The organism is Streptomyces sp. G45, assembly GCF_049542095.1.
In the GTDB taxonomy this organism is placed as follows: domain Bacteria; phylum Actinomycetota; class Actinomycetes; order Streptomycetales; family Streptomycetaceae; genus Streptomyces.
Genome location: NZ_JBMUZU010000001.1, coordinates 5,310,737 through 5,324,080 on the forward strand (window position 1 = coordinate 5,310,737; position 13,344 = coordinate 5,324,080).

General features: G+C 73.3%; 5 protein-coding genes and 5 pseudogenes. 7 read left to right on the top strand and 3 right to left on the bottom strand.

From position 1 onward, the window contains the following. Positions 1-13 precede the first annotated feature (13 nt). A pseudogene (locus ACOBQU_RS22425) lies at positions 14-1,320 on the bottom strand (MFS transporter). A gap of 503 nt (positions 1,321-1,823) precedes the next feature. Beyond that, positions 1,824-3,301, bottom strand: a pseudogene (locus ACOBQU_RS22430) (potassium/proton antiporter). A gap of 256 nt (positions 3,302-3,557) precedes the next feature. Here ACOBQU_RS22430 and ACOBQU_RS22435 point away from each other — a divergent pair. Then, complete coding sequence (locus ACOBQU_RS22435; protein ID WP_423629103.1) at positions 3,558-6,428, top strand: penicillin acylase family protein; 2,871 nt, start codon at positions 3,558-3,560, stop codon at positions 6,426-6,428. A gap of 167 nt (positions 6,429-6,595) precedes the next feature. Here the strand turns inward: ACOBQU_RS22435 and ACOBQU_RS22440 are convergent, their stop codons facing one another. Further along, the gene (locus ACOBQU_RS22440; RefSeq protein WP_423634636.1) at positions 6,596-7,210 is read right to left on the bottom strand and encodes a 5-formyltetrahydrofolate cyclo-ligase; all 615 of its coding nucleotides are present in this window, start codon (positions 7,208-7,210) and stop codon (positions 6,596-6,598) included. A 94-nt stretch (positions 7,211-7,304) separates the two neighbouring features. Between ACOBQU_RS22440 and galU the strand changes: the two genes are divergently transcribed. From galU to glpR, 6 genes and pseudogenes are all read left to right on the top strand, one after another. Further along, a complete protein-coding gene (galU, locus tag ACOBQU_RS22445) occupies positions 7,305-8,231 on the top strand; it encodes a UTP--glucose-1-phosphate uridylyltransferase GalU (RefSeq protein ID WP_423629104.1) in 927 nt (308 codons plus the stop codon). A 78-nt stretch (positions 8,232-8,309) separates the two neighbouring features. Beyond that, positions 8,310-9,603 (top strand): annotated as a pseudogene (gene glp / locus ACOBQU_RS22450) (gephyrin-like molybdotransferase Glp). A 151-nt stretch (positions 9,604-9,754) separates the two neighbouring features. After that, positions 9,755-10,242 (top strand): annotated as a pseudogene (gene moaC, locus ACOBQU_RS22455) (cyclic pyranopterin monophosphate synthase MoaC). A gap of 123 nt (positions 10,243-10,365) precedes the next feature. After that, entirely contained in the window at positions 10,366-11,064 is a 699-nt protein-coding gene (locus tag ACOBQU_RS22460) for a MogA/MoaB family molybdenum cofactor biosynthesis protein (RefSeq protein ID WP_423629105.1), read from the top strand. Next, positions 11,061-11,684, top strand: coding sequence for a GNAT family N-acetyltransferase (locus ACOBQU_RS22465; RefSeq protein WP_423634638.1), 624 nt, complete (start codon positions 11,061-11,063; stop codon positions 11,682-11,684). The genes ACOBQU_RS22460 and ACOBQU_RS22465 overlap by 4 nt, the downstream gene beginning before the upstream one ends. Before the next feature lie 386 nt (positions 11,685-12,070). Then, a pseudogene (glpR, locus tag ACOBQU_RS22470) lies at positions 12,071-13,284 on the top strand (gephyrin-like molybdotransferase receptor GlpR). Positions 13,285-13,344: the final 60 nt, after the last annotated feature.

Sequence of the window (13,344 nt, forward strand, 5' to 3'; positions counted from 1 at the left end):
GTATTCCGCGGATTCAGTCCACCGTCACCGGTGCGCGGTGACCCACGCCACGTGCGACGGTGCGGCCCGTGCCCTTCGGGGTGAGCCGCGAGCGCAGGGCGAGCAGCACCGCCAGGGCGAGCGCGGTGCCGCCGAGCGGCACCAGGAACCCGGCGCCGTCCCAGAAGCGGTCCTCGAGCTGCCCGGCGACCGTGACGGCGGCGGCCTGGCCGAGCGCGACGGCGCCGGTCAGCAGCGTGAAGGCCTCCGTGCGGGCGGTCGGCGCGACCAGGGACTCGACCAGCGTGTACCCGGTGATCAGGGCGGGCGCGATGCAGACGCCGACGAGCAGGCCGAGCCCGGCGAGCAGCGGCACGGACTGCGCGGCCCACAGCCCCGAGGCCATCACGGCGAGCCCCGTGTACCCGACGACGAGCCGCTTCTGCGGGGCGGCCTTCCACGCGATGGCGCCGCAGACCACTCCGGAGAGCATGTTGCCCGCGGCGAAGGTGCCGTACAGGACGCCGTTGAGGCCGGGCTGCCCGATGGACTCCGTGAAGGCGGCCAGGGAGACCTGCATGCCTCCGAAGACGGTGCCGATGCCCAGGAAGGTGACGATCAGGACGCGCACGCCGGGCACCTTGAGGGCGGACTCGTGCGGCACGCGCGCGTGGTCGGCGGCCGCTCCGGAGGGCTTGGGCTGGGTGCTCTTCTGCGCCGCGAACAGCAGGCCGCCCACCAGGGTGAGGCCCGCCTCCGTGAGGAGGCCCGCGGCCGGGTCGACGCCCGTGCACAGCGCGGTCGCCACCAGCGGGCCGAGTACGAAGGTCAGCTCGTCGGTGACGGACTCGAAGGCGGCCGCCGTCTGCGTCAGCGGGGAGCCCTGGAGCGTGACGCCCAGCGGGCCCGCACCATGGGGCCGATCTGCGGCGTCGAGGCCCCCGTGGGCACGGCGGCGGCGAACAGCGCCCACAGCGGGGCGTCGGACAGCGCCAGCACGGTGAGGGCGACGCCGGACGCCGCGTGCACGAGGACGCCGGGCAGCAGCACGGCGCGCTGGCCGTAGCGGTCGGCGAGCTTGCCGCTGAAGGGCGCGAACAGCGCCATGGAGACACCGGTGACGGCGGAGACCGCGCCCGCGGCGCCGTACGAACCGGTGGTGTGCTGCACCAGGAGCACGATGGAGATGGTCAGCATCGCGAACGGCTGCCGCGCGGCGAAGCCGGGGAGCAGGAACGTCCAGGCGCGCGGGGTGCGCAGCAGCTGTCCGTAGCCCGGACGGGGTTCCGGGCGGGGTTCCGGGCGGGGCTCCGGACGTGATTCGGTGACCGTGGACGCCACGGCCCTTGCCTTTCCGCTGCCTGGTAGCGCGCCCGTGCGGGGGCGCCGAGAGCTGTCCTCTAGCGCAGAACTGCGGTAGATACCGGGCATGCCCACTGCGAGGGCGCCGCGGCCGCCATACGGTCGCGCCAGCTCTGCTTCAGGCAGAGTTGGTTCGATCAGTGTCGGTGCGGTCGGTACCCGTACCGACCGGCGGGGGCCGGTACGGATACGACTCTGGGTCTCCCTTCATCGTACAGGTGCGACGCAAGCGGCACCTGTGAAAGCGAGAAGCGGGACCCGCGACACCTGTGATTACCCCCGCCGCCCCCTCAGCCCCCGTGCGTGCTGACCCCCGCACGATCTCCGTACGCGCCCCCGCGCGCCGGGCCGTGCCGCTGTGCCATCGAGCTGCCGTGCTGCCGTGCTGCCGTGCTGCCGAGCCGCTGAGCGGCTGAGCGGCCGAGCGGCTGAGCGGACGAGCGGACGAGCGGCTGAGCGGCTGAGCGGCCGAGCCGCCGTGCCTACCCCCGCCCGTCCTCCGGAGCCGTGCCGAGCCAGCCGACGAGCTTGCCCCCCTGGGCCACCGCGCGCAGGCGGCGCTCGGCCGCGTCGCGCACCGGGTCCGTCGCCACCACCAGGAGTTCGTCGCCGTGCCGCAGCACGGTGGTCGGCAGCGGCACGAAGGAGTTGCCGTCCCGTACGACCAGCGTGACCGCGGAGCCCGGGGCAGCCGCAGTTCGCTGACCTCGACGCCGTGCAGCCGGGAGCCCTCCGGCACGGGCAGCGACAGAAGGTGCCCGCGCAGCCGCTCCAGGGGCGCCGACTCGATGCCGAGGTCGGAGGCCCCGCCGCGCTTGCCGAGCCCCAAGAGGGTGGCGAGGCCGGGCAGCGTCGGCCCCTGCACCAGGGTGTAGACGACCACGAGGACGAAGACGATGTTGAAGATCTCCTCGCTGTTGTCGACGCCGTTCACCATGGGGATGGTGGCCAGGATGATGGGCACGGCGCCCCGGAGCCCGGCCCAGGACATCAGGGCCTTCTCCTGCCAGGGCATCCGGAACGGCAGCAGGCTCAGCACGACCTCCAGGGGGCGTGCCACCACCGTCAGGACGAGCCCGATGACGACCGCGGGCCAGATGTCGTCGAGCAGCCTGTGCGGCGTGACCAGCAGGCCGAGCAGCACGAACATGCCGATCTGGGCGATCCAGCCGACGCCCTCGGCGAAGCCACGGGTGGCGGGCCAGTGCGGCAGCCTGGCGTTGCCGAGCACCATGGAGGCGAGGTAGACCGCGAGGAAGCCGCTGCCGTGGGCCATGGCACCGGCGGCGTAGGCGGAGACGGCGATGGCCATCACCGCGATCGGGTAGAGGCCGGACGCGGGCAGCGCCACGTGCCGCAGGCCGAAGGAGCCGAGCCAGCCCACCGCGAGACCGATCGCGGCACCGATGGCCAGCTCCAGGGCTATCTTGCCGAGCAGGACGTACCAGTGGTCGACGGCCCCGGCGGTGGAGAAGGCGACCACGAGGATCACCACGGGGGCGTCGTTGAACCCGGACTCCGCCTCCAGGACGCCGGTCACGCGAGACGGCAGCGGCACCCGGCGCAGCACGGAGAACACGGCGGCGGCGTCGGTCGAGGACACCACCGCGCCGATGATGAGGGCCTGGCGCCATTCGAGGCCGACCAGGTAGTGCGCGCCCGCGGCGGTGACGCCGACGCTGACGGCCACGCCCACGAGGGCGAGGGAGGCCGCCGCCGGCAGGGCGGGTCTGATGTCCTTCCACTTGGTGCCGAGGCCGCCCTCGGCGAGGATCACGACGAGGGCCGCGTACCCGATGACCTGGGTGAGCTGGGCGTTGTTGAACGTGACGTTGCCTATGCCGTCCTGGCCCATGGCCACCCCGATGCCGAGGTAGAGGAGCAGGCTGGGCAGTCCGCTGCGCGAGGAGATGCGGACGGCGACGACAGCGACGAGCAGGACGAGTGAGCAGACGAGCAGAAGCTGATTGAGTTCGTGGACAGACAGGGGCCGCTCCTTCCGCCGTGCGGGCCATGATACTTCGTTACCTTACCTAAGCTTTAACGCGCTCTTGACGCGCGCCCCCGCGCCCCGTCTACCCTGTCCGAACCTTCGTTCGATGCCGGTTTCCGACTCCGCGTCCGGGCCCGTCCCGCCCTGCGCCTACAGTTGCTCCAGCACTCCAGGACCCGCACAAGCCCCGCCCTGCCGCGCGCGAAGGACAGCAAGGACAGCGATGCCCTCCAACACCACCGCCCCTTCCGGCGCCAAGCCACGGAAGAAGAAGGGGCGCCGAGCCCGACTGATCGTGATCGTCCTGGTCCTGGCCGTGGTGGGAGGCATCGGCTTCGGTGCGTACTGGAGCATCAGCACCGTCCGTGCCTCCTTCCCGCAGACCAAGGGCACCATCGAGCTCAAGGGCCTGTCCGGCCCGGTCGACGTCAAGCGCGATGGGAACGGCATCCCGCAGATCTACGCCGACTCCCCCGAGGACCTGTTCATGGCGCAGGGCTTCGTGCAGGCGCAGGACCGCTTCTGGGAGATGGACGTACGCCGCCATATGACCTCCGGTCGGCTCTCCGAGATGTTCGGCAAGGGCCAGGTCAAGACCGATCAGTTCCTGCGCACTCTCGGCTGGCACCGGGTGGCCAAGAAGGAGTACGACTCCAAGCTCTCGCCCGAGACGAAGAAGTACCTCCAGGCGTACGCCAAGGGGGTCAACGCCTATCTCGACGGCAGGAGCGGCAAGGAGCTGTCCCTGGAGTACGCGGCGCTGGAGTTCGAGAACGACTACAAGCCCGAGAAGTGGACGCCCGTCGACTCCGTGGCCTGGCTCAAGGCCATGGCCTGGGACCTGCGCGGCAACATGCAGGACGAGATCGACCGCTCCCTGATGACGAGCCGCCTCGGCCCGTCCCAGATCAAGGACCTGTACCCGGAGTACCCCTACGAGCGGAACAAGCCGATCGTCCAGGAGGGGGCGTACGACAGCGTCTCCGAGAAGTTCAGCGGTGAGGACGGGGGCTCGACGCAGTCGGGCACCGGCACGGGCACCGGCACCGGCACGGGCACCGGCGGCGCCGGAACGGGCACCGGCACGGGCGGCACCGGCACCGGCGGCACCGCGGGCACCGGCACCGGCGGCACCGCGGGCGCCGGGACCGGCGCGGCGGGCACCGGCATCGCGGGCGGCGCCCAGCCCCCCAGCGGCCTCTCCTCGCAGCTCTCCGGCCTCTCCGACGTCCTCGACGAGGTCCCCGACGCGGGCCTCGGCTCGAACGGCAACGGCATCGGCTCCAACTCCTGGGTGGTCTCCGGCGACCACACCATCACCGGCAAGCCCCTGCTCGCCAACGACCCGCACCTGGCGCCGCAGCTGCCGTCCGTCTGGTACCAGATGGGCCTGCACTGCCGCACGGTCTCCTCGAAGTGCGCCTACGACGTCAGCGGCTACACCTTCGCGGGCATGCCCGGCGTCGTGATCGGCCACAACCAGGACATCGCCTGGGGCATGACGAACCTGGGCGCCGACGTCACGGACCTCTACCTGGAGAAGTTCAGCGGCGACGGCTACCAGCTCGACGGCAAGACGGTGCCCTTCAAGTCCCGCGAGGAGAAGATCAAGGTCGCGGGCGGCAAGACCAAGACGATCACGGTCCGCGAGACCGACAACGGCCCGCTGATCTCCGACCGCGACGACGAGCTGCGCAAGGTCGGCCGCAAGGCCCCGGTCGACTCCGTGGCCCCCGACCGCGGCGACGGCTACGGCATCTCCCTGCGCTGGACCGCGCTGACGCCCGGCAAGTCCATGGACGCCGTCTTCGACCTGAACCGCGCCACGGACTTCGAGGAGTTCCGCAAGGCGGCCCGGTCCTTCGAGGTGCCGTCGCAGAACCTGATCTACGCCGACACCAAGGGCCACATCGGCTACCAGGCGCCCGGCAGGATCCCCGAGCGCGGCAAGGGCGACGGCTCCCTCCCGGCGCCCGGCTGGGACTCCAAGTACCGCTGGAAGGGCTACATCCCGCAGGACGAGCTGCCCTGGGAGTACGACCCGAAGCGCGGCTACATCGTCACCGCCAACCAGGCCGTGGTCGACGCCGAGAAGTACCCGTACAAGCTCACCACCGACTGGGGCTACGGCGCGCGCAGCCAGCGCATCGAGGACCTGATCAAGGCCAAGACCAAGAACGGCGGCAAGATCTCCACCGAGGACATGCGCCTCATGCAGACGGACAACAGCAGCGAGATCGCGCGGCTGCTCGTGCCCAAGCTGCTGAAGGTCGACATCGCCGACAAGCACGTCCGGGAGGCGCAGAAGCTCCTGGAGGGCTGGGACTACACCCAGGACGCCGACTCGGCCGCCGCCGCGTACTTCAACGCGGTGTGGCGCAGCATCCTCCAGCTGTCCATCGGCCACAAGCTCCCCAAGGAGCTGCGCGTCAAGGGCCAGTGCCTGATGGTCGAGCCGACCGGCAACACCGGCCCCGCCGACGAGGACCAGCGGGTGCGCGAGTGCGGCCAGCGCGACGCGGACTCCGCGCAGCCCGACGGCGGCGACCGCTACTTCGAGGTCATCCGCAAGATCCTCAACGACCAGGACAACGACTGGTGGAAGACCCCGGGCACCCGCACGGACAAGGAGACCAAGAACCGCGACCAGCTGTTCGCGCGGGCCATGAAGGACGCCCGCTGGGACCTGACCGCCAAGCTCGGCAAGGACATCGACACCTGGAGCTGGGGCCGCCTGCACCGCCTGACACTGAAGAACCAGACCCTCGGCACCGAAGGCCCGGGCTGGCTCCGGTGGATGCTCAACCGCGGCCCCTGGAAGCTGGGCGGCGGCGAGGCCACGGTCAACGCCACCGGCTGGAACGCGGCGGGCGGCTACGGCGTCATCTGGGTGCCGTCGATGCGGATGGTCGTGAACCTGAAGGACCTCGACAAGTCCCGGTGGATCAACCTCACGGGCGCGTCCGGCCACGCCTACAGCGACCACTACACCGACCAGACCGGCAAGTGGGTCAAGGGCGAGCTGCTGCCGTGGTCCTTCACGAAGAAGGCCGTCGAGGACAGCACGAGTGACACGTTGGTCCTCAAGCCCTAGCCCCCACTCCTAGCTCCTAGGGGTACGGGACGGACGCAAGGGCCCCTCCACGCGCGCGTGGAGGGGCCCTTGCGTGTGCGGCGCGGGCAGCCTCTACGGAGAGGCGGCTTCTGCGGGGCTTCTACGGAGAGGGGCCTCACGCGGCCTCACGCGGTCTCGCGCGGGCCTCAGCCGTCGAAGCGGCGTACTCCCGAAGGCGTCACCACGGCGCGCACCGGGCGGTCGTGCGCCTCCCCGGGGACGTGTGCGACGACTTCCGCGTCGTACAGGAGCACCACCAGCGCGGGATCGGCACCCGCGCGTTCCAGGCGCGCCAGGACGCGGTCGTACGAGCCGCCGCCGCGCCCCAGGCGCATGCCGCGGCCGTCCACCGCGAGCCCGGGGAGCAGCACCGCGTCCGCGGCCAGGACGGCGTCCGGGCCGAGCCGCGCCCCGGAGGGCTCCAACAGCGCCATCTTCCCGGGGTGTTGGACGGGGCTGAGGGAGTCCGGGCCGTCGTACGCCGCCCAGTCCAGGTCGTTGTCGGGGAGCAGGACGGGCAGCAGGACGCGGGTGCCGCGGGCGTGCAGGGCCTCCAGGAGGGCCCCGGTGCCCGGCTCGCCGCCCACGGAGACGTAGGCGGCGACCGTGCGGGCGGCGGCCAGCTCGGGCAGCTCCAGCGCGCGCCGCGCCAGTTGGGCCGCCGCCGCGCGCACGTCACCGGCTGGCAACCCGCGCCTCACTGCCAGGATCCCTTTCCGCAACGTCTGCTTGCTTCCCTTGCCCGAGCCGGGCTGATCCATGGCGAACTCACGCATCCTTCCTTTTGTGCCCTGTTATGGGCCAACTATCCGAAGCCGCAGATAGTTCACATAGGCACCGGATATGGTGACGGGCATGACTGAGTCCCCCGTCAAGATCACCAAGGCTGTCATCCCGGCAGCCGGTCTCGGTACGCGCTTCTTGCCCGCCACCAAGGCCACGCCCAAGGAGATGCTGCCGGTCGTCGACAAACCGGCGATCCAGTACGTGGTCGAGGAGGCCGTCGCCGCGGGCCTGGACGACGTCCTCATGATCACGGGGCGCAACAAGCGTCCCCTGGAGGACCACTTCGACCGCAACTACGAGCTGGAGTCCGCCCTGGCGAAGAAGGGCGACGAATCCCGGCTCGCGAAGGTCCAGGAGTCCAGCGACCTGGCGACCATGCACTACGTACGCCAGGGCGACCCCCGGGGGCTCGGTCACGCCGTCCTGTGCGCCGCTCCGCACGTCGGCCGGGAGCCGTTCGCCGTACTCCTCGGCGACGACCTGATCGACCCGCGCGACCCGCTGCTCGCGCGCATGGTCGAGGTCCAGGAGCAGCGCGGCGGCAGCGTCATCGCGCTCATGGAGGTCGCTCCGGAGCAGATCCACCTCTACGGGTGCGCGGCCGTCCAGGCCACCGAGGACGGCGACGTCGTCAAGGTGACCGACCTGGTCGAGAAGCCGGACACGGCGGACGCCCCGTCGAACTTCGCGATCATCGGCCGGTACGTCCTGGACCCGCACATCTTCGACATACTGCGCACCACCGAGCCGGGCCGCGGCGGCGAGATCCAGCTCACCGACGCGCTCCAGCAGCTCGCCGCGACGCATGAGTCGGCGGCTGACGCCGCGGGGGAGACCGGCGGCCCGGTGCACGGCGTGGTCTTCACCGGCCGCCGCTATGACACCGGAGACCGCGGCGACTATCTGCGTGCCATTGTCAGACTCGCGTGCGAACGTGAAGACCTGGGCCCCGACTTCAAGGCCTGGCTTCGCCGTTACGTCACCGAGGAGATGTAGCACTTGAGCAGCAGCGCGACGACGCACCACGACACCGGAGCCCCGGACCGGGACCCCTCGGGGCCCGCGCTCTGGACGGTGGACGAGCACCTGGACGACATCCTCGCGGCCGTCCGCCCGCTCGAACCGATCGAGCTCCCCCTCCTCGACGCCCAGGGCTGCGTCCTGGTCGAGGACGTCACGGTGCCCGTCCCGCTGCCGCCGTTCGACAACAGCTCGATGGACGGGTACGCGGTCCGCGTCGCCGACGTCGCGGGCGCGTCCGCGGAGTTCCCCGCCGTCCTCACGGTCATCGGGGACGTCGCCGCGGGCCAGGGCGAGATGCCCACTGTCGGCGCGGGCCAGGCCGCCCGCATCATGACCGGCGCCCCGCTGCCGCCCGGCGCCGAGACGGTCGTCCCCGTGGAGTGGACCGACGGCGGCCTCGGCGAGGGCCCCGTCACGGGCATGCGCGCCCACAGCGCGGCCCCCGAGGGCGCCAGCGGAGAGGTCCGCGTCCACCGCCCGGCGGCGGCCGGGGCGCACGTCCGCGCCCAGGGCAGCGACGCCAGGGCGGGCGACCGCGCCCTGACCGCGGGCACGGTCCTCGGCGCCCCGCAGCTGGCCCTGCTGGCCGCGATCGGCCGGGGCACGGTGAAGGTGCGCCCCGCCCCGCGTGGTCGTCCTGTCCACCGGCAGCGAACTGGTCCAGCCCGGCGAGGAGTTGGCCCCCGGCCAGATCTACGACTCCAACAGCTTCGCGCTCACCGCGGCGGCCCGCGACGCCGGGGCGATCGCCTACCGCGTGGGCGCCGTCACCGACGACGCGGAGACGCTGCGGGCCACCATCGAGGACCAGCTGATCCGCGCCGACCTGCTGGTCACCACGGGCGGCGTCAGCGTCGGGGCGTACGACGTCGTCAAGGAGGCCCTGGCGGCCATCGGCGACCCCGACGACGAGGAGGGGCTCGGAGCGGGCGGCGGCGTCGAGTTCCGCAGGCTCGCCATGCAGCCCGGCAAGCCGCAGGGCTTCGGCTCCATCGGCCCCGACCACACCCCGCTGCTCGCGCTTCCCGGCAACCCCGTGTCGTCGTACGTCTCCTTCGAGCTGTTCGTGCGCCCCGCGGTGCGCGCCCTGATGGGGCTGCCGGACGTGCGGCGGCCCACGGTCCGCGCCCGCCTGGCCGCCGACGAGGCGCTGACCTCGCCGTCCGGAAGACGCCAGTTCCTGCGCGGCCGCCACGACGCGGACGCGGGCACGGTGACGCCCGTCGGCGGCGCCGGGTCGCACCTGGTGGCTGCCCTCGCCCGCGCGGACGCCCTGATCGTCGTCCCGGAGGACACCACGTCCCTCGCCCCGGGGGCCGAGGTGGACGTCGTCCTGCTGCGCTGACGCCCCTCCCGCGCGGGGACGGGGCGCGGCGCGGCGGGGACAATGGCCGGGTGCCTCGGGTGGGGCGCGAGCGCGCGACGGGCGGACGGTACGGTGTCGCGCACAGCAGGCCCGCGCACGCGCGGGGCCCGGACCGGGAGCGCCACAGCACATGAGCACGCAGCAGCGACTGACGCACATCGACGAGGCGGGCGCGGCCCGCATGGTCGACGTATCCGAGAAGGCCGTGACCGCGCGCACCGCGCGCGCCAGCGGCCGTGTCCTGGTCGCGCCCCGCGTGATCGAGCTGCTGCGCGGCGAGGGGGTGCCCAAGGGCGACGCCCTGGCGACGGCCCGCATCGCGGGCATCATGGGCGCCAAGCGCACCCCGACCTGATCCCCCTGTGCCATCCGCTGGCCGTCTCCGGAGTGAAGGTCGACCTGTCCGTCGCGGACGACGCCGTCGAGATCGTCGCCACGGTGAGGACGACGGACCGCACGGGCGTCGAGATGGAGGCGCTCACCGCGGTGAGCGTCGCCGCGCTCACGGTCGTCGACATGGTGAAGGCCGTCGACAAGGGCGCCGTCATCACGGACGTCCGGGTGGAGGAGAAGACCGGCGGCACGTCCGGCACCTGGAGCCGTGAGGGCCAGGCGTGAGCACCCCCACCGGACCGGGCGGCCCGGACCGCTCCCGCACCCCCTGGACGCCCCGGCGCGCCCCGCCCCGTCGAGCGCCCCGCCGCGGACCGCACCCGGCGGCACGGAGGAAGGAACGGCCGCATGACGCCCCACGGATCCCCATCGGACACGCCCGGCGGCGCGGGACCTGGCGCGGACGCCCGGCAGCGCGGGGACGCGCCCCACGGTGGGGCGGCCCCGCACGGCGCTCCCCACGGCGCCCCCCACGGCGCTCCCCACGGCGCGGAGGCCCCGCGAACGGCCCGGCACGGCACCCCCCACGCCCCCGACCGCCCCGAAGCGCCCCCCTACCGCGCCCTCGTCGTCACCGCCTCCAACCGCGCCGCCGCCGGGGTCTACGCCGACAAGGGCGGCCCGATCCTCGCCGAGGGGCTCGCGGCGCTCGGGTTCGCCGTCGACGGGCCGCGGGTCGTGCCCGACGGCGACCCCGTGGAGGAGGCCCTGCGCTCCGGAGTGGCGGCCGGGTACGACGTGATCCTCACGACCGGCGGCACCGGCATCTCGCCCACCGACCGCACGCCCGACGTCACCCGCCGCGTCATCGACCACGAGGTGCCGGGCATCCCCGAGGCGATCCGCGCCCACGGCCGCGAGAAGGTGGCGACGGCCGCGCTGTCCCGGGGCCTCGCCGGGGTCGCGGGCCGCACCCTCATCGTGAACCTGCCGGGCTCCTCCGGCGGCGTACGCGACGGCCTCGCCGTCCTGACGCCGCTGCTCGCGCACGCCGTCGACCAGCTGCGCGGCGGCGACCACCCGCGGAGCGACGGGGGTGCGAGCTGAACAGCCCGAGCTGGCCCGCCGAGCTGACGGACGGCGATGTCGTCCTCCGCCCGATAAGGCTGCGCGACCAGCGCGCCTGGCGCGAGGTCAACCGGCGCAACCGCGACTGGCTGCGCCCCTGGGAGGCCACCATCCCGCCGCCGACGCCGGGCGGCCCCGTCACGCACCGGCCCACGTACCGCCAGATGGTCCGCCATCTGCGGGCGGAGGCCAACGCGGGCCGGATGCTGCCGTTCGTCATCGACTACCAGGGGCGTCTCGTCGGGCAGTTGACCGTCGCCGGGATCACCTGGGGCTCCATGTGCTCGGCGCACATCGGCTACTGGGTGGATGAGTCCGTCGCGGGCCGCGGCGTGATGCCGACCGCCGTCGCCCTCACCGTCGACCACTGCTTCCGCACGGTCGGCCTGCACCGCGTCGAGGTCTGCATTCGCCCCGAGAACGCGCCCAGCCGCCGGGTCGTGGAGAAACTCGGATTCCGCGAGGAGGGGCTGCGTCCACGGTATCTTCACATCGACGGCGCCTGGCGCGACCACCTCGTGTTCGCGCTCACCGCGGAGGAGGTCCCCGAGGGGCTGCTGCGCCGCTGGCACCAGGCCCGCTCCCGGAAGACGGCCTGACCGGCGCCGAACGGCCGCCTGCCGGGCGCCCGGTGGGCCCCGGGCGGCATCAGGGGCCCTGGGCGGCCCAGGTGGGACCCAGGGCGCCCCAGGTAGGACCCAGGACGCCTCGCCCCAGGTGGGGACAAGCGCGGCCCAGGTGAGGCCCAGGGCGGCCCAGGTGAGGCCCGGCGCGGCGCGGCGAGGCCCCGTGGCGGCCGGATGCTGCCACTCTCATAAATGAAATACCTGTTCGAAATTGATCGGTGAGGGACCGTTAAATTCCCCCTGCCATAGGGCTGTTGATCGCACCAGTCACAAAAAAAGTTCGAGATATCAGCCAGATCGTGCGACACACCGGCCCAATTGGCCGATGGCCTCGACAAAACCCCTCTACCGTGTGAGGCGTGAGCAGCAGCGGCCTCTTCTACGCAGTCATCGTCGGGGCCTGGGCCGCCTACTTGGTGCCGATGTGGCTCCGTAGGCAGGACGAGCTGAACGAAGCCCGTCCGACGGAACGCTTCAGCACCGCCATCCGGCTGCTTTCCGGACGGGCGGGGATGGAGCGCCGGTACGCCAAGGACCTGCAAGCGCGCTCGCCCGAGGAGGAGGCGTCGCGCGCCGACCCGGACGCCGTGACCGACTCGGTCGACGTCCGGGCCTTCGCCGTGCTTCCGGAGGAGTCCGAGGACGCCCCCGGGTGGATCCGGAGGCCGTGACGCAGCGCGCGCGGCCCGCCGCCGACCCCGCGCGGCCCGCCGCCGCGAAGCCCGCCCCCGCGGGCTCCGCCGCGCGCCGCCCGCGGGCCCCGCGGCCCGGCACCGGGAAGGCCGCCGCGCGCGCCGCCGAGGCCGCCGCCCGGGCCCGCCGCTCCAAGGTGCTCGCCCGCCGTCGGCGCACCACGGTGCTGCTGTTCGCCGCCTTCACGCTCGGCGCGGTCGTCGCCGCCGTCGGCGGGGTCCCGTTCCTGTGGGCGCCGGGCGTGCCCGCGGCGCTGCTGAGCGCGTACATCGTCTATCTGCGCCGCCAGGAGCGGCGCCGCTTCACGTACACGATGGACCGGCGCAGGGCCGAGGCCGCCGCGCGCCGCCTGCGCGAGCGGCAGCCGCACCGGCACGAGCACCAGGACGCCGAGCCCGCCCCGCAGGAGCCCGCCGAGGAGGCCGACCCCGGCCTGTCCGCGCTCGCCGCCGACCGGCGCGCCCTCGTCGAGCAGACCGACCACGCCGAGTGGGTCGACCAGCAGCGCGAGCGCCGCCGGGGCCCCGGCCGCGGCGAGAGCTGGGACCCGGTCCCCGTCCCGCTGCCGACGTACGTGACGGCGCCCGTCGCCCCCCGCGCCACCGGCAGCGTCGACCTCGGCGCCCCCGACACGTGGAGCTCCGCCCGGTCCAGCGCCGCCGAACCGGCCGCCGCCGCCCGCGAGGGGGGCGCGCCGGACCGGCGCGCCGAGGGGCCCGCGGGCGAGACCCGCCCCGAGGCCGACGAGGCCACCGACGACGGCCGCAGCGACGCCCGCCGCGCGGCCTCCGCCCGCCGGTCCCGCGAGCGCGGCCGCACGCCGCTGTTCGACCAGTACGACGACGGCGCGGACGGCCGCCCGCGCGCGGCCAACGAATGAGCCGCCACCGAGGCTTGGCTGACCAGCGGGGAACGGATTTCCAAGCACCCCGATGGGGAT

Bases quoted from the DNA above. Each gene is read 5' to 3' on its own strand.
- ACOBQU_RS22435 (WP_423629103.1), top strand. From the start codon at position 3,558: ATGCCCTCCAACACCACCGCCCCTTCCGGCGCCAAGCCACGGAAGAAG.
- ACOBQU_RS22440 (WP_423634636.1), bottom strand. From the start codon at position 7,210: ATGGATCAGCCCGGCTCGGGCAAGGGAAGCAAGCAGACGTTGCGGAAA.
- galU (WP_423629104.1), top strand. From the start codon at position 7,305: ATGACTGAGTCCCCCGTCAAGATCACCAAGGCTGTCATCCCGGCAGCC.
- ACOBQU_RS22460 (WP_423629105.1), top strand. From the start codon at position 10,366: ATGACGCCCCACGGATCCCCATCGGACACGCCCGGCGGCGCGGGACCT.